Annotated in this window: 18 protein-coding genes and 2 pseudogenes; 10 read left to right on the forward strand and 10 right to left on the reverse strand. The window is 58.9% G+C overall.

Going from position 1 to position 20,636, the window contains the following annotated elements; genetic code table 11:
• The first annotated feature begins 425 nt into the window (after window positions 1-425).
• Both ABIA48_RS24725 and ABIA48_RS24730 read left to right on the forward strand, forming a co-directional pair.
• Complete coding sequence (locus tag ABIA48_RS24725; protein ID WP_429492014.1) at window positions 426-1,400, forward strand: hypothetical protein; 975 nt, start codon at window positions 426-428, stop codon at window positions 1,398-1,400.
• Window positions 1,401-1,909: 509 nt separating this feature from the next.
• Window positions 1,910-3,085, forward strand: a complete 1,176-nt coding sequence (locus ABIA48_RS24730; protein ID WP_429492016.1) for a PAS domain-containing sensor histidine kinase — start codon at window positions 1,910-1,912, stop codon at window positions 3,083-3,085.
• A 262-nt stretch (window positions 3,086-3,347) separates the two neighbouring features.
• Here ABIA48_RS24730 and ABIA48_RS24735 read toward each other — a convergent pair whose 3' ends face one another.
• From ABIA48_RS24735 to ABIA48_RS24745, 3 genes are all read right to left on the reverse strand, one after another.
• Complete coding sequence (locus ABIA48_RS24735; protein ID WP_429492934.1) at window positions 3,348-3,689, reverse strand: winged helix-turn-helix transcriptional regulator; 342 nt, start codon at window positions 3,687-3,689, stop codon at window positions 3,348-3,350.
• A 399-nt stretch (window positions 3,690-4,088) separates the two neighbouring features.
• Entirely contained in the window at window positions 4,089-4,607 is a 519-nt protein-coding gene (locus tag ABIA48_RS24740; protein WP_429492018.1) for a cysteine hydrolase family protein, read from the reverse strand.
• Between the two features lie 253 nt (window positions 4,608-4,860).
• Complete coding sequence (locus ABIA48_RS24745) at window positions 4,861-5,106, reverse strand: transposase (protein ID WP_429492020.1); 246 nt, start codon at window positions 5,104-5,106, stop codon at window positions 4,861-4,863.
• Between the two features lie 105 nt (window positions 5,107-5,211).
• Between ABIA48_RS24745 and ABIA48_RS24750 the strand changes: the two are divergent.
• Window positions 5,212-5,394, forward strand: a pseudogene (locus tag ABIA48_RS24750) (CBS domain-containing protein); the annotation flags it as partial.
• A gap of 70 nt (window positions 5,395-5,464) precedes the next feature.
• Here the strand turns inward: ABIA48_RS24750 and ABIA48_RS24755 are convergent.
• From ABIA48_RS24755 to ABIA48_RS24780, 6 genes and pseudogenes are all read right to left on the reverse strand, one after another.
• Window positions 5,465-6,901, reverse strand: coding sequence for an NAD(P)(+) transhydrogenase (Re/Si-specific) subunit beta (locus ABIA48_RS24755; RefSeq protein WP_007992880.1), 1,437 nt, complete (start codon window positions 6,899-6,901; stop codon window positions 5,465-5,467).
• Window positions 6,898-7,254: an NAD(P) transhydrogenase subunit alpha gene (locus tag ABIA48_RS24760; protein ID WP_007969747.1), complete on the reverse strand. Its 357-nt coding sequence runs from the start codon at window positions 7,252-7,254 to the stop codon at window positions 6,898-6,900. The genes ABIA48_RS24755 and ABIA48_RS24760 overlap by 4 nt, the downstream gene beginning before the upstream one ends.
• Before the next feature lie 11 nt (window positions 7,255-7,265).
• Window positions 7,266-8,387: a Re/Si-specific NAD(P)(+) transhydrogenase subunit alpha gene (locus tag ABIA48_RS24765; protein ID WP_429492022.1), complete on the reverse strand. Its 1,122-nt coding sequence runs from the start codon at window positions 8,385-8,387 to the stop codon at window positions 7,266-7,268.
• Between the two features lie 72 nt (window positions 8,388-8,459).
• Complete coding sequence (locus ABIA48_RS24770) at window positions 8,460-9,575, reverse strand: GlxA family transcriptional regulator (protein WP_429492024.1); 1,116 nt, start codon at window positions 9,573-9,575, stop codon at window positions 8,460-8,462.
• A gap of 109 nt (window positions 9,576-9,684) precedes the next feature.
• On the reverse strand, window positions 9,685-11,085 hold the full coding sequence (gabP, locus tag ABIA48_RS24775; protein ID WP_429492026.1) for a GABA permease: 1,401 nt from the start codon (window positions 11,083-11,085) through the stop codon (window positions 9,685-9,687).
• A gap of 523 nt (window positions 11,086-11,608) precedes the next feature.
• A pseudogene (locus ABIA48_RS24780) lies at window positions 11,609-11,737 on the reverse strand (lipoyl synthase); the annotation flags it as partial.
• Between the two features lie 262 nt (window positions 11,738-11,999).
• Between ABIA48_RS24780 and ABIA48_RS24785 the strand changes: the two are divergent.
• Entirely contained in the window at window positions 12,000-12,551 is a 552-nt protein-coding gene (locus ABIA48_RS24785; protein ID WP_429492028.1) for a VOC family protein, read from the forward strand.
• A 61-nt stretch (window positions 12,552-12,612) separates the two neighbouring features.
• On the opposite strand, the gene ABIA48_RS24790 is transcribed toward ABIA48_RS24785, so the two are convergent.
• Window positions 12,613-14,562, reverse strand: a complete 1,950-nt coding sequence (locus ABIA48_RS24790; RefSeq protein ID WP_108232319.1) for a sigma-54-dependent Fis family transcriptional regulator — start codon at window positions 14,560-14,562, stop codon at window positions 12,613-12,615.
• 496 nt (window positions 14,563-15,058) lie between these two features.
• On the opposite strand from ABIA48_RS24790, the gene ABIA48_RS24795 reads away from it, so the two are divergent.
• The 6 genes from ABIA48_RS24795 to ABIA48_RS24820 are packed head-to-tail and all read left to right on the forward strand — an operon-like array spanning window position 15,059 to window position 20,633.
• Window positions 15,059-15,577, forward strand: a complete 519-nt coding sequence (locus ABIA48_RS24795) for a transcriptional initiation protein Tat (RefSeq protein WP_429492030.1) — start codon at window positions 15,059-15,061, stop codon at window positions 15,575-15,577.
• 49 nt (window positions 15,578-15,626) lie between these two features.
• Window positions 15,627-17,207 (forward strand): GMC family oxidoreductase, encoded by a 1,581-nt coding sequence (locus ABIA48_RS24800; protein WP_429492032.1) that lies wholly within the window; start codon window positions 15,627-15,629, stop codon window positions 17,205-17,207.
• A gap of 12 nt (window positions 17,208-17,219) precedes the next feature.
• Window positions 17,220-18,209 carry a thiamine pyrophosphate-dependent dehydrogenase E1 component subunit alpha gene (locus tag ABIA48_RS24805; RefSeq protein WP_429492034.1) on the forward strand — a complete coding sequence of 330 codons (990 nt, stop codon included), beginning with the start codon at window positions 17,220-17,222 and terminating at the stop codon, window positions 18,207-18,209.
• A gap of 56 nt (window positions 18,210-18,265) precedes the next feature.
• Window positions 18,266-19,345, forward strand: a complete 1,080-nt coding sequence (locus tag ABIA48_RS24810) for a 2,3-butanediol dehydrogenase (protein ID WP_429492936.1) — start codon at window positions 18,266-18,268, stop codon at window positions 19,343-19,345.
• A gap of 24 nt (window positions 19,346-19,369) precedes the next feature.
• Window positions 19,370-20,395, forward strand: a complete 1,026-nt coding sequence (locus tag ABIA48_RS24815) for an alpha-ketoacid dehydrogenase subunit beta (RefSeq protein ID WP_108232315.1) — start codon at window positions 19,370-19,372, stop codon at window positions 20,393-20,395.
• A gap of 4 nt (window positions 20,396-20,399) precedes the next feature.
• Window positions 20,400-20,633, forward strand: coding sequence for a lipoyl domain-containing protein (locus tag ABIA48_RS24820; RefSeq protein ID WP_429492036.1), 234 nt, complete (start codon window positions 20,400-20,402; stop codon window positions 20,631-20,633).
• Window positions 20,634-20,636: the final 3 nt, after the last annotated feature.

Raw genomic sequence — 20,636 nt, forward strand, 5'->3', positions numbered from 1 at the left:
GCGCTTCTCCATGTCCTTGAATCAAGTTAGGTCATACAGGGCGATAATAAAAATTCATTAATTTTATGCAATACATTCCTGCTGGGAATGTATCTTTGGCTCTGAGTTTGCTTGGTCGACCGTCAGCTTTGGTCGATTGCTGGCCGTCGCGACGGGCAGATATCGGCCAAAAGCGGTCGGTGGACAGATGAGTCCAACTTCCCGACCCCGCGCCACAACAACGGGAGGGCTCCGGCTTTTGTGAACGACTGGGATTGATTGCTTACCCACCCAGTTCCGCCCCCATTGCCGCCATCCTCGTCAGTGTTTCGACATGTGCGACAGATTTCAAAAAAAATCGCAAACCCCACGACGCTTCAGGGCTTGCGACTCATTGGCGATACGCCCCTCAAGTTCCCGGGACGTTTTCTACGGCCAGGCCTGCCGTGTTCATTACGGAACGTGCTGGCCTAGTTGTGTACCTCAACCGCGTCGATATCCGGAGCGTCTGGGGCGTCTGGGGCGTCCGCCACATCCTCTCGGGCATCTTTCGCCTCAGCTTTGGCAGCCTCTCGGGCATCTTTCGCCTCAACTTTGGCAGCCTCTCTGGCTGCTTTCGCGTCAGCTTTGGCGGCGTCCCTGGCTGCATCTGCGTCTGCCTTGGCGGCGTCCCTGGCTGCATCCGCAGCGGCCCTGGCAGCATCTCTGGTTGCATCTGCGCCTGCTACGCCAGCAGCTTTTGCGGCGTCTCTGGCTGCATCCGCCTTAGCTCTGGCGGCGTCTCTGGTTGCATTTGCAGTAGCTTTTGCCGCATCCCGGGCTGCATCTGCGTCGTTTTTGGCAGCATCCCGGGCTGCATCTGCGGCATTGTTGTCAGCGTTATTGTCGTTGTCGTTGTCGTTGTCGTTGTCGTTGTCGTTGTCATGCGCATTGCCCGGGCCTCTGTTCCCGGCCATACCACCATGGTCAGCGTCGCCGCGCCCCGGGCCCCCATGACCGTCACCGCCATGGCCTGCTGCACCATGATCGCCACCCTCTCCATGGCCGCCGCCACCGTGACCGCCACTACCGTGGTCACCGCCACCCTCTCCATGGCCGCCACCACCGCTGCCGCCACCGCCGTCACCACCTCCGGAGCCACCGTGACCACCACCGCCTCCGCCGCTACCGCCACCACCGCCGCTGCCACCATCTTTGGCATACACGCTGGAGAAACTACCGATGTAATCGGGCACCAGGACAGTCGATGCCGACAGGACTCCGCCAATTGCCAGAGCCAACAAACATTTTTTGAGCTGCATGTTGCAACCTCCGTTTGGAGTTGCGTCGTCATCTCCGTATCGAACGCAATGTCCAGTGAGTTCCCGGCCGCCCATTGGAGCGGCCAGCCAACCGGCACGGTCATCAATCTGCAGTATTAACGAGCAACTGCGGTTTCCGCACGATCCTTCAAAGCCAGTCAGTATCGTTGCGCGGGAAATTTTCCCACGTTTATGTTGGAGGAGTGCTTTCAGCCAGAGTTCAACAAATGAGTATCAGGACCAAAGCATGCGTTGAGCAAAAACTTCAACTTGACGTATTGGAATCGCCCCTTAGCCGATCGGCTGGTTGAATGAGATGAGTTTTTTCAATGGGATAGACCAGGAGTCTGGCATTCGGATTTACCTAGGGAACCAGGGTCGAATCAAAGAACCAGTCATGGCGCTGGCATAGAGCGGCTGATCGTGGCCGACTTCTGCCTCTGACCAACGATAGCTTTGGGTTTGCGGCCTTCGCGACAGGTAGCAATCGGCCATAAACGGTCATTCACAGCTGGTGTACCCCCCGAATGTCGAGGCCAATCACTGCGAAAAGGCTAAGTTTTAAGGGGTCTTGCGCGAGTCGTGTCTATAATTTTCCGGATATCGGCCCCATTGGTCAGTGAATACAAATGCACGCAGATGACGATTCGCAGCCCGGTTCTGAAATTCTCTTCGATGAAGCTGATTGTGGTTTGCTGCTTACCGCGGAAAATGGCCAGATCACACAGGTCAACCTCACCTTCTGCCGCTGGATTGGCTACCGCAGGAACGAGCTGATCGGTCGTCACATCCAAGACCTGATGAGTACTGAAGGGAGGACGTTTCATCGGACCTACTGGACGCCCCTCATGCAAATCCAGGGCGTAATCGCTGATGTTAAGTTCGATCTTGTTCACTACAACGGACATTCAATTCCGATGATGCTCAGCGCCATCCGTTGTGATAGTTCTGTTGGTGTATTTTTTGAAATGACGCTGTTCAAGACCGAAGATCGGCAAAGGTACGAGCGCGAGTTGCTCAATGCCCGAATGCTCGCCGAAAGACATTTGGCAAAACACCTCAAGGATCAACGGGTAATGGATATTACCCAAGACAAGCTGCGCATCACTTACACCGCGGCTGAAGACAGAGCTCTGTTCGCCGAGCAGCTTATCGGGATTGTCAGTCACGATCTGCGCAACCCATTGTCGGCGATAAAAATGGCGGCGGAACTGCTGGGCCGCAGGGAGATGGATGCTAAACAAGCACAAATACTTGGCCACATCACCCACTCGGTCGAGCGCGCACAGCGTCTGGTGGCCGATCTGCTGGATTTCACCTTGACGCAAGTCGGGCGAGGTATCGCAGTCCTGCCCAAACCAATCGATCTACACGAACTGGTCGCCGACTGCCTGGACGAGTTGGGTCTGGCTTTCCCCGGACATGAGTTGATCCACTTGCGTTATGGGCAAGGTGACTTTACTGCTGACAGTGATCGACTCTATCAGCTCATCGGCAACCTGGTCGCCAATGCAGTCGCCTACGGCGCCGCCGATAGCGAAGTCACCGTTTCTACACGCGTTGAAGATCAAGCGGTCATTATTACCGTGCACAATTTTGGTAGCCCAATACCTGAGGTGTTGCTTGGGGACTTGTTCGAACCGATGATCCGTGGCAGCCATGATAATGCCGCACTCAGAAGTGTCGGGTTGGGTCTGTTCATCGTTCGGGAGATTGTAAGGGCGCACTACGGCGAAGTGGCTGTAACTTCTACTCTCACCACCGGTACAACATTCACTGCAACCTTTCCTCGCACCTTAAATTAGCTTGGATTGCCCCTCACTCAGCCCCATCGCCCCTCCATTACTAGCCGACGATAGCCTGGCGTGACTGGCCACTGTGGGTCGATTTCTGCCCCTAGCCAGAGGCAGCAGTCGGCCAGAAACGGACCTTCGGCTATCGCTTCAACCCAAACATGGGCCAGAGCGCCCAAACCGCGCATCCTGACGGTCTGACCGGAGGAATTCGACCTGCCGCCCACTCACGAATGCGCAGTGTCGTCCAACTCAGCGATTCTTCAGCATACTGCTAGGGCAAAGCGTCGCGCTTGGCGAAGATGCTTGCCATTTTCGCCGCGTTCTCGGTTCCCCAGGTGCACAGCGGCACAATCGCTTCAGCCAGGCTGCGACCGAGCGGGGTCAGCGCGTAGTCCACGCGAGGTGGCACTTCCTTGTAGTCGGTCCGCGTCAGCACGTGATCGGCTTCCAGATCCTTCAATTGCTGGATCAGCACCTTGTCGCTGACGCCTGGGATCAAACGCTTGAGCTCGCCGTAGCGCTTCGGGCCGTCGCGCAGGAAAAACAAGACGGCACTTGGGACATCGCCTTGAACGTCGATATCGGCTGAATCGCCGATACCTGTCAGGTCCATTGCGTCGCGATCTGAAGTGAGAGCAACGGAGAGATTTCTATGACCGTGCAAGAGAATGTTCAGATTGTGAAGGATGCGTTTGCAGCAATCGGTCGCGGCGATATGCAAGGTCTGCTGGCGTTGTCTGCCGAAGATATTGAGTGGATCATTCCGGGCGAGAACTGGCCGCTGGCCGGCGCGCGCCTCCGAGATGGATGCGGGCTCCAGGCCCTGACTCATCGAGCCCACCCGAAACAATTCGCAAAGACAGCGAATATGTTGAACAGGAAGCAGAAAGGGGACAGATTTATTTCCCGCGACGTGACAGTCCGCTTTTGGTCGATAGTGACCAATGGAGAAGAAACCCATCAGCGCCAAGCGGACTGATCGACCCTGGCCGGGGTCGATCAGGGAAGTTTCTTAGAAACTCCATTCCTCAGCCTGAACGACTCGGCAGAATGGCCCCGCCAAGGTTGCATTGTGGTGGGCAACGATGGCCTCTGCTTTGAGCGTTGGAGTATCAGAGCAGGTATGTCCGTCGGCTATGAGCACAGCATCGAATCCGCAATCGCGGGCAGCACGGCAAGTACTATCTACGCAGTATTGAGTTTTCATTCCTGTAACGACGATGCCTTCACAGCCGCGTTCGCGTAGCTGACCGGCCAGCTCAGTCTGAGCAAAGGCGTTGGGACGTTTCTTCTCAAAAATCACCTCGTTACCCCTTAGCTGCAACTCCTGGACAAGCTCTGTGAGCGGACTACCCTGCTCGATAGGAGACCCGACCGGACCTATGTGACGTGCGAGAAAGATGGGGGCGCCAGTCTCCCGTGCACTTCTCATCAGCCTATTCAATGTATCGAGAAGCGCTTCAGTGCCCCAAGGTCTATCCGGGCCGTGAACAAGCCCTACCTGCATGTCGAGAATCAGAAGTGCATACATGTGCGTTTCCTTACGTTTGTGCCAATAAAACCGGGGCAAAAAAAAGACCCGGCCCATTACTGGCGGGTCTTTGGGGTTATGCGTTGTTTTAACTCACACAACCTCCCACGACCCGCCTGTGGCGGTCGTGAAGGTTGTGCTCGATTCGATGCATGGCGCAGTCATGACACAGACCTTAACTTTGGCGCGTCGGTCATGCAAGTGAACATGCCCGGGATGAAAGTCATTTCATGTGGATGAGACTCAACGACCGCTATTGGATTCGGATCGTGGCGGGAAGAGCTTGATGCGTCGCTATCGGCGGCGCTGTCTTGACCGGAATGAAGGCAGTTTGCAGTGCCAAATTTTTCTGCGCATGCACGCGAATCCATTTATGGACGAGATTGGCATCGAGGTTGTGGGTCAATGCGACATTGGCAATCGAGGTGTCAGGCTGCGCACATTCGGCAATGACCTGGGCCTTGAAGGATTTGGAATAGGAACGGCGTTCTTGTGGCATGGGCGTCCGCTTAAAAAAGGCTAAAAATGGTGTCCACTTAAATTCAGGTGGACACCATCGCCTCAAGCGACAGTGTCAGGAAGGTGTGTTGCCCGGACGGTTACGGACTCTAGTCAGAGTATTGAGACATGCATGGGAATCATGACCGAACGTCACCTTCGTCATCTGCCGGTTGTAGAAAACGAAAAGCTACTTGGTTTGCTGTCGATTGGTGATCTGGTCAAGACTGCAATTACAGAACAAGCAGACCTGATTCTGCAACTCGAACAGTATATTCGCGGTCACTAATTACCTGTCCGACGATTTACACAAACAAAAACGCCCCGACGAGTCGGGGCGTTCTGTGTACCGCAGAGGGTTAGTCGACGGCTTTGACCATGTCTTCGATGACTTTCTTCGCGTCGCCGAACACCATCATGGTTTTGTCCAGGTAGAACAGTTCGTTGTCCAGGCCGGCATAGCCGCTGGCCATCGAGCGCTTGTTGACGATGATGGTCTTGGCCTTGAACGCTTCGAGGATCGGCATGCCGGCAATCGGCGATTTCGGATCGTTCTTCGCGGCCGGGTTGACCACGTCGTTGGCACCCAGCACCAGCACCACGTCGGCCTGACCGAACTCGGAGTTGATGTCGTCCATCTCGAACACCTGGTCGTAAGGCACTTCGGCCTCGGCCAGCAACACGTTCATGTGCCCCGGCATCCGGCCGGCAACCGGGTGGATCGCGTACTTCACGGTCACGCCGCGATGGGTCAGCTTCTCGGTCAACTCCTTCAGTGCATGTTGCGCCCGGGCTACCGCCAGGCCGTAGCCTGGAACGATGATCACGGTGTCGGCGTTGGTCAGCAGGAAGGTCGCATCGTCAGCCGAGCCGGATTTCACCGGACGCGCTTCTTTCGAACCCGCCGGGCCGGCCGCATCCGCGGTGTTGCCGAAACCGCCGAGCAGTACATTAAAGAAGGAGCGGTTCATCGCCTTGCACATGATGTACGAGAGGATCGCACCGGACGAGCCCACCAGGGAACCGGCGATGATCAGCATCGAGTTGTTCAGCGAGAAGCCGATACCCGCCGCCGCCCAGCCGGAGTAGCTGTTGAGCATCGACACCACCACCGGCATGTCGGCGCCACCGATCGGGATGATGATCAGCACGCCGAGCACGAAGGCCAGCGCCAGCATCACGCCGAAAGCGGTGTAGTCGCCGGTGAGCATGAAGGTCACGCCCAGCGCCAGTGTGGCCAGGCCCAGCAGCAGGTTCAGCTTGTGCTGACCGCCAAACTGTACCGGTGCGCCCTGGAACAGGCGGAACTTGTACTTGCCAGCCAGTTTGCCGAACGCAATGACCGAGCCGGAGAAGGTGATCGCACCGATGGCGGCACCGAGGAACAGTTCCAGGCGGTTACCGGCCGGAATCGCGTCTCCGAGTTGCTGGACGATGCCCAGCGACTGCGGCTCGACCACGGCGGCCACGGCGATGAACACCGCTGCCAGGCCGATCATGCTGTGCATGAAGGCGACCAGCTCGGGCATCTTGGTCATTTCAACGCGTTTGGCCATGATCGAACCGGCAGTGCCGCCGACCAGCAGGCCGACGATCACGTAGACGATACCGTCATGCGCCAGCTCGGCACCGAGTTTGTAGATCAGGCCGACCGTGGTGAGGATCGCCAGGCCCATGCCGAGCATGCCGAACAGGTTGCCGCGGCGCGAGGTGGTGGGATGCGAGAGCCCCTTGAGCGCCTGGATGAAGCAGACCGAGGCGATCAAATACAGGGAAGTAACCAGGTTCATGCTCATGCTTGCTGCACCTCAGCCTTGACTGCGTCGGCCTTGGCGGCCGGCGCTTTTGCTGGAGCCGCTTTTTTCTTGAACATTTCCAGCATGCGCCGGGTCACCAGAAAGCCACCAAACACGTTGACCGCGGCCAGGGCCACGGCCAGGGTGCCCATGGTCTTGCCCAGCGGGGTCACGGTGAGGGCGGCAGCGAGCATGGCGCCGACGATGACGATGGCCGAGATGGCGTTGGTCACGGCCATCAGCGGCGTGTGCAGGGCAGGTGTCACGTTCCAGACCACGTGGTAGCCGACATAAATCGCCAGCACGAAGATGATCAGGTTGTAGATACCGTGAGAGATCAGCATGTCTTCCATTGTTTTTATCCTCAGCCGTTCTTGCGCACGATCTGGCCGTCGCGGCACATCAGGCACGCGGCGACGATATCGTCTTCAAGGTTGATCACCAGTTGTCCTTCTTTATCGAACAACAGTTTCATGAAGTCCAGCAGGTTGCGGGCATACAGTGCCGAGGCATCGGCACTCACCGCGGCTGCCAGGTTGGTCGGGCCGACAATGGTCACGCCATTCTCGACGACCACCTGATCGGCGACGGTCAGCGGGCAGTTGCCGCCCTGGGCTGCGGCAAGGTCGATGACCACCGAACCGGGTTTCATCTGCGCCACGGTTTCCGCGCTCAGCAGTGTCGGTGCCTTGCGGCCCGGAATCAGTGCGGTGGTGATGACGATATCAGCCTGCTTGGCGCGCTCGTGCACGGCCACGGCCTGACGTTGCATCCAGCTCGCCGGCATTGGCCGGGCGTAGCCACCGACACCGACGGCGCATTCGCGCTCTTCATCGGTCTCGTAGGGCACGTCGACGAACTTGGCGCCGAGGGATTCGATCTGCTCTTTCACCGCCGGGCGCACGTCAGACGCTTCGATCACTGCACCCAGGCGTTTCGCCGTGGCGATGGCCTGCAAACCGGCCACACCGGCCCCGAGAATCAGCACGCGCGCCGCTTTCACCGTGCCCGCAGCGGTCATCAGCATCGGCATGAAGCGCGGATAGTAGTGCGCGGCCAGCAACACGGCTTTATACCCGGCGATGTTGGCTTGCGAGGACAGCACATCCAGGCTTTGGGCGCGGGAGGTGCGAGGCGCTGCCTCCAGGGCAAAGGCGGTAATGCCGCACTCGGCCAGCTTGGCGATGGTTTCGTTGCTGAACGGGTTGAGCATCCCCACCACAACGGTGCCGTTTTTAATCAGCGTCAGCTCGCTGTCGCTGGGGGCGACCACCTTCAAAATCAGCTCTGCACCAAACGCGTCATTGGCGCTGCCAATGCTTGCGCCTGCCGCTGCATAGGCACTGTCGACAACGCTGGCATTAATACCGGCGCCGCTTTGTACAGTGACCTTATGACCCTGGCTGATCAGCTTCTTGATGGTTTCCGGGGTTGCAGCAACCCGTGTTTCACCGGTCTGGGTTTCGAGAGGAACACCAATGTGCACGTCAAATCTCCTGCGTGATCTTATTGAGTAAACCCATGCACTGCGGATGAATGGGGTGGCAGGGACGTCCTATCAGCACGATTCCGCCAAATCAGAACGTTCAATCATCCGAACGCTGGCAAAAGTCGATTCGTTTCGTGCTTGGTCGAGCGCTGTCAGCGGTCTAGTCGATGACTGCTGCGTAGTCGCAAGCATTGCCGGTATGCGACTCATTTCAGAGCCGGAACGCTCGTCGCTTGGTGGAACACCAAAGTACTCGCGATAGCATTTGGAAAAGTGGGGTGTGGACACGAATCCGCATACATACGCCAACTCTATGATCGACAATGATGTTTGCTTAAGCAGTTGGCGCGCTCGAATCAGACGTAACCTTAAGTAGTAGCGTGACGGCGTACAGTGAAGGTATTTCTGAAATAGCCGCTCTAGCTGTCGACGTGACAGATCAACGTATTCTGCAAGCTTATCCAGGTCGATCGGTTCCTCGAGATTGGCCTCCATCAACGCGACGATCTCCTGCAGCTTGGGCTGATGAGTTCCCAGCACATGCCTAAGCGGAACGCGCTGATGGTCCTGTTCGTTGCGTATGCGCTCGTAAACAAACATCTCAGAGATGGCGGCGGATAATTCACGACCATGATCGCGGCCAATCAGGTGCAACATCATGTCCATGGGCGCCGTTCCGCCGGAGCTGGTGAACCGGTTCCGGTCGAGGGTAAAGAGGCTCGCACTGATGCTGACTCGTGGAAAAGCTTCCTGCATGGCCGCCAAACATTCCCAATGCACACTGCACTCGTACCCGTCGAGCAGGCCCGCTTTGGCCAGTGCCCAGCTACCGGTGCACACCGCTCCCAACCGCCTGGATTGACGTGCCAAAGCTTGTAGCCAGGTAATGTGCTCGCGAGTGATTACGCTCTGGATTCCAACACCACCGCACACGATTACAGTGTCCGCCACTAATGGATTGTTCCACGAAGCATCCGGAGTGATCGGCATGCCGTCACTGGCCCAGACAGGCTCGCCACCGGGGCTGAACGTATGCCAGCGATACAGCTCTCGCCCCGACAACTGATTGGCCATGCGCAATGGCTCTACGGCTGAGGCCAGGGAAATCAGCGTGAATTGATCCAGCAACAGAAAACCGACCGATCGGGTTGCCGTACCGACGGATACGCTGGAGCTCGATGACATTGTGGTCATGTCCTCACAAAGAGAGTTGGCGGCCCGAGGCACGGTAGCGTGTAACGCCCCTGCCTCGGGTACGCGCAAGTATCAGGTTCTCGCAGGTATCTCTCTTGTGTTATCCCACTGACGTCGCCCTTGCGGATTGCGCAGGTTGACGCGATGTGACCAGGCCAATAAAGGAAATCGCCAGCGCCAGGCCAATGGTCGTGCTCACTTCGGTACGGTGTTCAGGGGTGACCATCATCACCGCCAGCGCTGCGCAAATGAACGCGATCACCAGCCACGTGAGCCACGGAAACAGCCACATGTGAAAGGTCAGCTCGACGTTCTGTCGGCGCAGCATCCGGCGCATGCGCAGCTGCGACACTGCAATGGCCAGGTACACCAGCAAGGCAATCGCACCGGAACTGGCCAGCAGGAAGTCAAACAGTCCGGCGGGCATGAAGTAGCTCCACACGGTGATCGCCGCGCCCAACACGGTGCTGGCGATGACTGCTGCCCGCGGCACGCCTTCGGAGGAGGTCGCCTTGAGCGCCTTCGGCGCATCGCCACGACGGCCCAGCGAGTACAGCATGCGCGAGGCAATGTAGATCGAGGAGTTCATGCAACTGGCCACGGCGATCAGCACCACCACGTCCACCATGAACTTGGCGTGGGGAATGTTCATGATTTCCAGTGCGCGCTGGTAGGAACCTACCGAAGCCAACAGCGGATCGTTCCAGGGCACCACGGAGATGACCACGAAAATCGACAGCAGGTAAAACACCCCGATGCGCCAGATCACCGAACGGGTTGCCTTGGCAATGTTCTGCGAAGGGTTGTCGGATTCGGCGGCGGCGATGGTGACCGCCTCGGTACCGATGAAGCTGAACATGATGGTGATGAAGGCGCCGACTACCGCCGACAGCCCGTTGGGAGCAAACCCGCCGTGCTCGGCCATCAGGCCGCTCAATCCGCTGACTTCCCGGTCGGGAACCCAGCCCATCAACACGGCAAAACCTACGGCGATGAAACCAATGATCGCTACGACCTTGGCCATGGCGAACCAGAACTCGAACTCGCCGTACTTGGACACACTGAACAGGTTGGTCACCACCAGTGCAATGATCGACACCAGGGCAAACAGCCAGGCATCGATCTGGGGAAACCACTGGTTCAACACATGGCCGGCGGCCAGCGCTTCGATAGGAATCACCAGCACCCAGAACCACCAGTACAGCCAACCGATGGTGAAGCCCGCCCAACGGCCGATTGCCTGATCGGCATAGGTGGAGAACGAGCCGGTGTCCGGGTTGGCCACCGCCATTTCACCGAGCATCCGCATGACCAGAACGACCAGCAGGCCAGAGAATAGATAGGCCAGCAGGACGGCCGGGCCAGCCGCCGCAATGGCATGTCCTGAACCAACGAATAAACCTGCGCCGATAATCCCGGCGATAGACAACATGGTGACGTGACGAGGCTTGAAGCCCTGCGCCAATTGGCCACTCGAATCCTTGGAGCTCGGGCTAATCATTGGTTTTTTTTCTCTGCTGATCGACATTTGAGCGAATTGACAGGGGCAACAGATCATCATTGTTGCCTGCTGGGCTTCCTGAAAGAGGGACCCTTCAAACGCGGCTGTTCTTGTCAAACCCATCATCGCGATGTGGTTATTTCGATAAAAAGATGCGCCACCTTACCCGGCTTGTCCGATGATTCAGTTACCTGATCACGCCACCTCCGTGTCTGATATCGACACATGAATACATGGTGTTCACGGCGAAAACCAGTTAGTCACTAAGTAGCCAAAGGTAATCATCTCGGTTCGTTGAGCGTTTTTTAATAAAGTAGCGTCGACCTTGGTGTTGATGCCGATGTCGAATACACCCAGTTGCCGAGATGTCACTGACCCAGTCTGATGCCTCACAAGCCTTTGTCTGTGCTGGATCGGGCTGATTTGGAGGTGGGTCGGTCTTGCGTCGGCACGTGGTTCAATTGGGCATCGACGTCAACACTCGCCGATCACCATTCAACGTCGCCGTCGGGCTGCGGCGCCTGGGTATCTTCGGCAGTTCTTCGGTCGGAATGATTTTCACCGGTATACGCGCGACTTTCTCAGCACCGCGCAATTTTATGTCGGTTTCAACCTTGCCCGGCCCAGTGGCAATGTGTCGGGGCTCCACCATCGGTCTCCATCCTTCAAGGGTATGCCCTCAAACGTCAGGCAAGCGCCGGGCCACCCCGTGCAAGGCCCATTGGCAGGGGCGAGAGAGAATGGGACGTGGCTGTTGTAACGCCTTGCAGCTGTAAAGGCCTTTACACCGCTGCTGACAACGGCGGGAGTGACTACTATTCAAATCAATGGGTTAGTTTGTGGCATTGGGCGTGCAGTAGGGAATGTGTCAGCACAAAGCTGGCGAATCTCGTACAACAACAAGTGAGAACCTCATGACCCACAAGAACAACCTGAATGGCACTCTGCCGGGAATGCGAGGCATGCAGCATATCGGCATCACGGTGCCGAACCTGTCTGAAGCTGTTGCCTTCTTCGTCGAGGTGCTTGGCTGCGAGCCATACTTCACCTTTGGCGAGTTCCGTTTTGAAGACGACTGGATGGAGCGGCACCTCAATGTGCATCCGCGCGCGTATATTCGCGACTTCCAGATGGTCCGATGTGGCAACGGCACCAACCTGGAAATATTCGAGTACACAGCTCCGGACCAGAATCGTCGGTTGCCCCGCAACAGCGACGTCGGCGGGCACCACTTGGCGTTCTATGTGGACGACATGGAGGCGGCGGTGGAGTACCTGCAGTCTCGTGGCGTGCAGGTACTGGATACGCCATCGACCTTCACTGATGGCCCAGCCAAGGGCCTGACCTGGGTGTACTTCCTGGCGCCCTGGGGGCTGCAGCTGGAGCTGGTGAGTTTCCCGGACGGGATGGGCTACGAGAAAGGCGTGACGCGCCTTCTCTGGGACCCGCGCACACCTGAGCACTGATTCGACTTAAAAGCCCGGCCGACCCGGCTCGGGTCGGTTACGGGCATTTAAAACTATTGGTTTAGCTGTCTAGAGCGTTGGGAGGAACGATGTTGTGAAGCTTCATCCAGCGATATAGGGTCGGGCGCGACATGCTGAGCTCGCGTGCCGCGGCGCTGACATTCCAGCGCTGCCTGCGCAAGCAGTCCTCGATTTCGCGTGCGTGGGATGTCTGTTGTTCCTGTACGGGAGCCGAACTCCTGGCTTGTCTTTGATTGACGCTTGGCAGGCATTCTTCGGGCAGGTCGTTCACAGTGATTTCATCCGTCTCCGCGGTGGCCAGCGCGTACTGCAACGCATTGCGCAGCTCGCGGATATTACCTGGCCAAGCGTAGCCGAGGAGAGCACTCATGGCGTCGCCCCGGATTCGTGCAGGACGTTGGCGCTGTTCACAGAGCTCTCTGAAAATACGTTCTATCAGGTAGTTCTTGTCGGCCCGTTCGCGCAGCGCCGGCAGGCGCAGGATCGCGCCATTGAGACGGTAGTAGAGGTCTTCGCGGAACTCGTTTCGTTCAATCAACTGCCGCAGGTCGCGGTGACTGGCCGCGATGACGCGGATATTGACCTTGATCGGTTTTTCGCTGCCCAGTGGCATCACTTCCTGCTCGGCAAGCACGCGCAGCAGCCGCGTCTGCAGATGCAGCGGCATGTCACCGATTTCATCGAGGAAGAGTGTGCCGCCATCGGCCTGCTGGATCAGCCCTCGCATACCCTTGCTGCGTGCCCCGGTGAAGGTGCCTGGCTGATAGCCGAAGAGTTCGCTCTCTATTAATGACTCAGGCATTGCCGCGCAGTTGATGGCGACGAAGGGGGCCTTGTGCCTGTTGCTGCTGTCGTGCAAAGCGCGGGCAAGGCGTTCTTTGCCGGTACCGGTTTCGCCATTGAGCAGCACGTTCAGCGGCTCGCTGCACAGTCGTTTGGCACGAGCGAGCATCTTGCGCATAGCGGGGTCATCGTCGGAGAGCTCATCCAGCGGGCAGCGTTCCTCACTCGAACGTTGAGCTTGAGGGGCAACGGGCGTTCGGCTGGGCTCCATCAACGCGGCAAAAAACAGGGCATTTTGACGGTGGGTACGGAAAGCGCGTACCTGGTCGGGGCTGGCGCGGGGGATGCTGAAGATGTCTTCAGGCTCGCAGTCGAACAGATCCTGGATACCGATCCGACGCGCCAGTGCCGAAGGCCGCTCCGGCAGCTGCAAGCCACATTCGGCGAGCAGTACACGGGCCGCAGTATTCGCCGCCAGGAGACTGCCATCCCCGGCAATCGCCAGCAGGTACTGGCGATTGATCAGGACGAACTCGCGGGAACGGTCGAAGCAGAGGATATGAGCTTCACGGTAGCGGCGCAGGAAGTAGGCATCCTCGATCATTCGCGCGTACTGCTTGACCAGTTGCAGGGCGAATTGCTGGGAGTCCTTGGAAGGTGGTGAATTCAATGCCGAGATATCCAGCACGGCCAGCAACTGCCCGTGGGGATTGAAAATGGGCACTGCGGTGCAGGTCAGGGCGATGTGATGGGCGCTGAAATGGTCATGGTGGTGGCAGGTTAGCGGCAGTTGCTCCTTGATACAGGTCCCCACCGCGCAGGTTCCTGCGTGGTTCTCGCTCCAGTCGGCGCCGAGGTACAGGCCAGTCTTGCGATGCGCCGCCTCATCCAGTGGATCGCCGAGGAACTGCACGGTGATCCCCCGGCTATCGGTGAGGAGAATGACGTACCCCAGCTCGGCGATGTGGCGGTACAACTGCTCGACGCCTGCACGGGCCACGTTGATCAGTTCGTCCGCGTGGTCCTGGTGTTCCCGCAGTACCTGACGCGGAACAAACCGCGGTGGCGCAGGCTTGGCCGGATCCAGACCGTAATCCTGGATACAACGCTTCCAGGAACGGGTGATGATGGATTCGTGCCCAGCGTTATCGCTGGCGTAGGACAGCACAGTGTCGATATGCAGGCTGGGGGTCGAAATGGTGCTCATGCGGCCTCCCGGACACGGGATGGGGCCCGTGACGATCTTGTTCTTGTTTGGCAACAGCACGTGGGGGGCGGGCTGGCACGGTTGCAATCACATTACGAGTTTAGCCCTGCGCTGTCACTTCCCTCGTTGATCGCGGCTGGACCACCGCCAAAAGACAGGTAAATGGTCCCCCTTATGTGCTGGCGGTGCCCGGCAATGCCGCCGCTCCGATCTTGCGCTCAGTTCAGGTATCGCCAGCCTTTACGTATGTAAAAACGCTTGGACGGATGCTTACAGGTGTAAAGCCTTCGCTTTACAGATCATGCATCGCAAGATGCTTTTTTTAATTCTGAAAAATCATTTAAAAACATAGGGTTAAGATTTATTTTTGGCATTGGCACACAAGTTGCCCCTTCACTACCGAAGGGGCCGAAAAGGCACCCGGACTAATAACAATAACGTCGGCCACACCTGTTCCCACCTTACAGACGTGCCCGCAAAAGCCTGGAGCTCTGCCATGCATGACTCTTCACCCCTGAGTGGCCCTCTGAGCCGCCGGCGCTTCCTTAGTCTTTCGGGGCAATCGGCCCTGTTCATCGGCGCTACCGCCGTTATCAGCCAGCTCATTCCCGTCACCGTCATCGCCGACGACGTGTTGCCCCAATTGCCCGCCGGGCTGCTGCAGATGGGGCGCGATATCTATCCCCATGACCGGCTCGGCGATGCACCGTATGCCAAGTCGCTGGTCGAGCTGCTCGGTAAACACTCGGACCTGGTTAACGATGGCTTGAAGGCCCTGCAGGGGCGCGCCCGCACCACACATGGTCGGCCTTTCGAAGAAATCGTCAGTGAGGACGATCGTGTCGCCCTGCTTCGCGAGATCGAGACCACGCCGTTCTTCCGCGAAACCCGCAGCGCGCTGATGTTTGGAATCTACGACAACAAGACGCTGTTCCCACTGTTTGGCTACGAGGGCTCGTCGGTGGAGAAAGGTGGCTATATCGCGCGTGGCTTCAACGACCTCGACTGGCTCTGATCTGCCTTCTCTTCGCGGCTCCATCCATTCCAACAATGAGGTTAACCCCATGGCAGCGAAATACTCCCAGGACGACAGCGATGTCGTCGTCATCATTGGCTCGGGCGCCGGCGGCGGGACCCTGGCTCACGCCTTGGCCAGGCAAGGAATCCGTACCGTGGTGCTGGAAGCCGGCAAGCGTTACGAGATGTCCGACATCGAAAACGATGAGTGGGCCATGTTCAACAAGATTTCCTGGCTCGACAAACGCATCGCCACCGGCAGTTGGGACGTGGCGCGCAACCACCCGAACCTGCCGGCCTGGATCGTCAAAGCGGTGGGCGGCAGTTCCGTGCACTGGGCCGGCGTGGCCCTGCGCTTTCGCGACTTCGAGTTTCGCATGCGCACCGAGAACGGCGATATCAAGGGCGCCAATATGCTGGACTGGCCAATCAGCTATGAGGAACTGGAGCCCTGGTACGTCAAGGCTGAGAAACACATGGGGGTGACCGGTCCAAGCACCGGAATGCCTTATCACCAATGGCACAACTCCTTCAAGGTCCTGGCCACAGGCGCCCAACGCATTGGCTACAAAGAAATCCAGTCCGGCCCCATGGCGATCAACACACAGCCCTATGACAGTCGTCCTGGTTGCATGCAGATCGGCTTCTGCATGCAGGGCTGCCGCATCGGCGCCAAGTGGTCGACTCTCTACACCGATATCCCCCGCGCCGAGGCTACCGGCAACTGTGAGGTGCGTCCGCAGAGCATGGCGCTTCGCATCGAACATGATGCCCGCGGCCGAGTCACCGGGGTGGTTTACGCCGACGCCGAGGGCCACCAGCAGCGCCAGAAGGCCAGAGTGGTGTGCGTGGCCGGTAACTCCATCGAGTCACCGCGCCTGTTGCTTAACTCCGAGTCCTCGATGTTCAAGGACGGCCTGGCCAACTCCTCCGGTCAGGTTGGACGCAACTACATGTGTCACACCACCGCGGGCATCTACGCAACGCTGCCCAAGCCGATTCACATGTATCGGGGCACCACCTGTGCTGGAATCATTTCCGACGAGTCCCACAACAACACTTCGCGGGGTTTCGTCGGTGGCTACCGGCTGGAAATCCTGTCCCTTGGCCTGCCGTTCATGTCCGCCTTCCTCGATCCGACCCCGCAGGGCTGGGGCCGTGCCTTTGCTTCGCGGATGGAGCGCTACGACCATATGTCCGGCGTGTGGTTGTGCGGTGAGGACCTGCCTATGGAGAGTAACCGCATCACCCTCCACGGTGCCGAGAAGGACCAGTACGGCCTGCCCATCCCGGTGGTGCACAAGGACGACCATGCCTTCGACACCGCCATGCGTAATCACGGCGTGGAGCAGACCCGCAAGTGCTACGAGGCGGTCGGTGCCACCGAGGTGATCCGCCTGCCGTCTTACCCGGCCAGTCACAACATGGGCACCAACCGCATGAGCGCCAAAGATTCCGACGGCGTGGTGAACAAATGGGGCCAAAGCCACGACATCCCCAATCTATTCGTCTCTGACGGTAGCCAGTTCACCACCAGCGGCGGGCAGAACCCGACCCTGACCATTGTCGCCCTGGCCTTGCGCCAGGCCGAGCACATCGGCGCATTGATGAACCAGCGCGCCCTCTGAGGAGCCAATCCCATGATCACGCCCAGCAAAACCCAGCGACTCTGGATGCTCGAGCAGATGCTCGTCAGCCGTTACCTGGAAGAGTCTATCGAACGAATCTACATGGAAGGCAAGACGCCTGTATTCAACATGGCCAATGGGCCAATTCCCGGTGAGATGCACCTGTCCAACGGTCAGGAGCCTTGCGCCGTCGGTGTCTGCGCCCACCTCGCGGTGGAGGACATCGTCACCGCCACCCACCGCCCACACCACATCGCCGTGGCCAAGGGCGTAGACCTGGACGAGATGGTCGCCGAGATCTTCGGCAAAAAGACCGGCCTGTCTGGCGGCCGCGGCGGCCATATGCACCTGTTCGACGCACGAGTGAACTTCTCCTGCTCCGGCATCATCGCCCAAGGCATGGGCCCTGCGGTGGGTGCTGCGTTATCGCGCCAACTACAGGGTAAGTCCGGAGTCGCCGTGGCCTACCTGGGTGAAGGCGCAGCGAACCAGGGAGCCTTCCACGAAACCCTGAATCTGGCCGCGCTGTGGAAGCTACCGGTGGTCTTCGTCATCGAGGACAACGCCTGGGGCATCTCGGTGGCCAAGGCCTCTTCGACTGCCATCGAGCGCAACTACCTGCGTGCCGCCGCTTATGGCATGCCCGGCGTGTTCGTCCCGGGGAACGACGCCGACGCCATCTTCGCCGCGGCCGGTGAGGCCATTGCTCGGGCCCGTGCCGGTGAAGGGCCGAGCCTGATCGAGATCGAAACTCACCGCCTGGCCGGCCATTTCATGGGTGACGGCGAAACCTACCGTCCTGCCGGCGAGAAGCAAGCCTTGCTGGCAAAGGACCCGATTCCGGCTTACCGCCAACGCCTGTTGGATCTGGGCGTGCTGGACGAGGTCGGCGCCGCCGCCATTGAAGAACGTGCCCGGGGACGCGTCGACGCTGCGGTGCAGTTCGCCCGCGACAGTGCCTATCCGGCACCGCAAGAAGCTCTGGAAATGGTGTTCGTGTGAACGGAGCCCGCCACAACAACGACAAGAAGGAGACTGACATGTACCGACAACCGACAATGAAGGCCGCAGTTTGGCATGGCCGACGCGACATCCGCCTGCAGGACGTTGCCTGCCCGCCGCAACCTCAGGCGGGTTGGGTGCAAATCCGTGTGCAATGGTGCGGCATCTGTGGCTCGGACCTGCACGAATACCTGGCCGGGCCGGTATTCATTCCCACTGATACTGCCCATCCACTCACTGGCCTCAAAGGGCAGTGCATTCTCGGCCACGAGTTCTGCGGTGAGATTGTCTCCGTGGGGGAGGGGGTTCAGAACTTTGCAGTAGGTGAGCGTGTAGCCGCCGATGCTTGCCAGCATTGCGGCAAATGCTGGTTCTGCCAGCAGGGCCAATACAACCTGTGCGAGAACCTCGCCTTCACCGGATTGATGAACAACGGTGCGTTCGCTGAACTGGTCAACATCCCGGCAAATCTGCTGTATCGCCTACCGGAAGGTTTCCCTGCAGAGGCCGGCGCGCTGATCGAACCTCTGGCAGTTGGCATGCACGCGGTGAAGAAGGCCGGCAACCTCCTCGGCCAGACAGTGGTGGTAGTCGGCGCTGGAACCATCGGTCTGTGCACCATCATGTGCGCCCGTGCCGCGGGTGCGGCCCGGATCATCGCTCTCGAAATGTCCACGGCGCGCAAGGCGAAGGCGCTTGAGGTGGGGGCCACCGAGGTGCTTGACCCCAGCCAGTGCGATGCCATTGCTTCGGTGCGCGAACTGACCGATGGATATGGTGCCGCGGTTTCCTTCGAGTGCATCGGCCACAAGACCACTGCCAAGTTGGCTATCGATGTCATTCGCAAGGGCGGGCGCTGCGTGATGGTGGGCATCTTCGAGGAGCCCAGCGAATTCAACTTCTTCGAAATCGTCGCCACCGAAAAGCAGGTTATTGGCGCCTTGGCCTACAACGGTGAGTTCGCCGATGTCATCGCTCTGATCGCCGACGGCCGCCTGGACGTCACTCCGCTGATCACCGGGCGGATCGAGCTGGAACACATCCTCGAGCAGGGCTTCGAGGAGCTGGTTAACAACAAGGATCAGAACGTGAAGATCATCGTCAGGCCGTCCGCGCCTGCCGCTGCCCGTCACTGATCCCATCGACGGAGGAAATCAGACATGTCCGCAACAATCAAAGAACGCAAACTCACCATCGCCCGCGCCATGGCCGAGGCGATGGCCCAGGAAATGCGCCTCGACCCACGTGTCTTCGTGATGGGCGAGGACATTGGCCAACTCGGCGGGGTGTTCGGCAACACCCGTGGCCTGCATGAAGAATTCGGCAGCGCGCGCATTCGTGATACGCCTATCTCGGAAACCGCCTTCATCGGCGCTGCCGTGGGTGCGGCCTCTGACGGCATGCGTCCGATTGTCGAACTGATGTTCGTCGACTTCTTCGGCGTCTGTATGGACGCGATCTACAACCTGATGGCGAAGAACACCTACTTCTCCGGCGGCAAGGTCAGCGTGCCCATGGTGCTGATGGCATCCACCGGTGCCGGCTACTCCGACGCCGGGCAGCATTCGCAGTGCCTTTACGGCACCTTCGCTCACCTGCCAGGCATGAAGGTGGTGGTGCCGAGCAACGCCTACGACGCCAAGGGCCTGATGACCGCCGCCATTCGCGATGACAACCCGGTCATCTACCTGTTCCACAAGTCGCTGCAGGGCATGGGCTGGCTGGGTACCGAGAAGGGCGCCACGGTGGCTGTACCGGAGGAACCCTATACCGTGGAGATCGGCAAGGCGAAGACGGTCCGCGAAGGCAGTGATGTCAGTATCGTCAGCCTGGGCGCCGGCGTGCATCACGCGCTGCGCGCTGCCCAGCAGTTGGAGCAGCAGGGTGTCAGCGCCGAAGTAGTGGACCTGCGCAGTCTGGTGCCGCTGGACCGTAAGCACGTCATCGCCTCTGTGCGCAAGACCGGCCGACTCATCGTTGTCGACGAGGACTACCACAGCTTCGGTGTGAGCGGCGAAATCATCGCTAGCGTCGTCGAACACGACATCGGGATGCTCAAGGCGCGCCCGCAGCGGGTGGCTTTCCCCGACATTCCGATTCCTTTCACGCCGCCTATGGAGCAATGGGCGCTGCCTTGCGCAGCAAAGATCGTTGCGGCCTACCAGAACCTGAAGAACGAGGAATAACAACATGTCCAATCCAATCCTGATTTCCGCCGACCTCTGGGAAGGCGACGCCGAAGCCGTAATCACTTCCTGGCTGGTCAGTGATGGCGCCGAAGTTAGCCAAGGCGACCTGGTGGCAGAAATCATGTCTGAAAAGGCCCAGTTTGAGATCGAGGCGCCGGCTTCCGGCGTGCTGAAAATCCTCGAAGAAGAAGACGCGGTGGTCGTCAAAGGCGCGACCATCGGGTTAGTGGAGTGAACC

Source organism: Pseudomonas sp. S30_BP2TU TE3576, from assembly GCF_050436025.1.
GTDB lineage: Bacteria > Pseudomonadota > Gammaproteobacteria > Pseudomonadales > Pseudomonadaceae > Aquipseudomonas.

Excerpts from the sequence above, each read along its gene's own strand:
- ABIA48_RS24730 (WP_429492016.1), top strand. The coding sequence starts at position 1,910 with ATGCACGCAGATGACGATTCGCAGCCCGGTTCTGAAATTCTCTTCGAT.
- ABIA48_RS24735 (WP_429492934.1), bottom strand. The coding sequence starts at position 3,689 with ATGGACCTGACAGGTATCGGCGATTCAGCCGATATCGACGTTCAAGGC.
- ABIA48_RS24740 (WP_429492018.1), bottom strand. The coding sequence starts at position 4,607 with ATGTATGCACTTCTGATTCTCGACATGCAGGTAGGGCTTGTTCACGGC.
- ABIA48_RS24745 (WP_429492020.1), bottom strand. The coding sequence starts at position 5,106 with ATGCCACAAGAACGCCGTTCCTATTCCAAATCCTTCAAGGCCCAGGTC.
- ABIA48_RS24755 (WP_007992880.1), bottom strand. The coding sequence starts at position 6,901 with ATGAGCATGAACCTGGTTACTTCCCTGTATTTGATCGCCTCGGTCTGC.
- ABIA48_RS24760 (WP_007969747.1), bottom strand. The coding sequence starts at position 7,254 with ATGGAAGACATGCTGATCTCTCACGGTATCTACAACCTGATCATCTTC.
- ABIA48_RS24770 (WP_429492024.1), bottom strand. The coding sequence starts at position 9,575 with ATGTCATCGAGCTCCAGCGTATCCGTCGGTACGGCAACCCGATCGGTC.
- gabP (WP_429492026.1), bottom strand. The coding sequence starts at position 11,085 with ATGATTAGCCCGAGCTCCAAGGATTCGAGTGGCCAATTGGCGCAGGGC.
- ABIA48_RS24785 (WP_429492028.1), top strand. The coding sequence starts at position 12,000 with ATGACCCACAAGAACAACCTGAATGGCACTCTGCCGGGAATGCGAGGC.
- ABIA48_RS24790 (WP_108232319.1), bottom strand. The coding sequence starts at position 14,562 with ATGAGCACCATTTCGACCCCCAGCCTGCATATCGACACTGTGCTGTCC.
- ABIA48_RS24795 (WP_429492030.1), top strand. The coding sequence starts at position 15,059 with ATGCATGACTCTTCACCCCTGAGTGGCCCTCTGAGCCGCCGGCGCTTC.
- ABIA48_RS24800 (WP_429492032.1), top strand. The coding sequence starts at position 15,627 with ATGGCAGCGAAATACTCCCAGGACGACAGCGATGTCGTCGTCATCATT.
- ABIA48_RS24805 (WP_429492034.1), top strand. The coding sequence starts at position 17,220 with ATGATCACGCCCAGCAAAACCCAGCGACTCTGGATGCTCGAGCAGATG.
- ABIA48_RS24810 (WP_429492936.1), top strand. The coding sequence starts at position 18,266 with ATGAAGGCCGCAGTTTGGCATGGCCGACGCGACATCCGCCTGCAGGAC.
- ABIA48_RS24815 (WP_108232315.1), top strand. The coding sequence starts at position 19,370 with ATGTCCGCAACAATCAAAGAACGCAAACTCACCATCGCCCGCGCCATG.
- ABIA48_RS24820 (WP_429492036.1), top strand. The coding sequence starts at position 20,400 with ATGTCCAATCCAATCCTGATTTCCGCCGACCTCTGGGAAGGCGACGCC.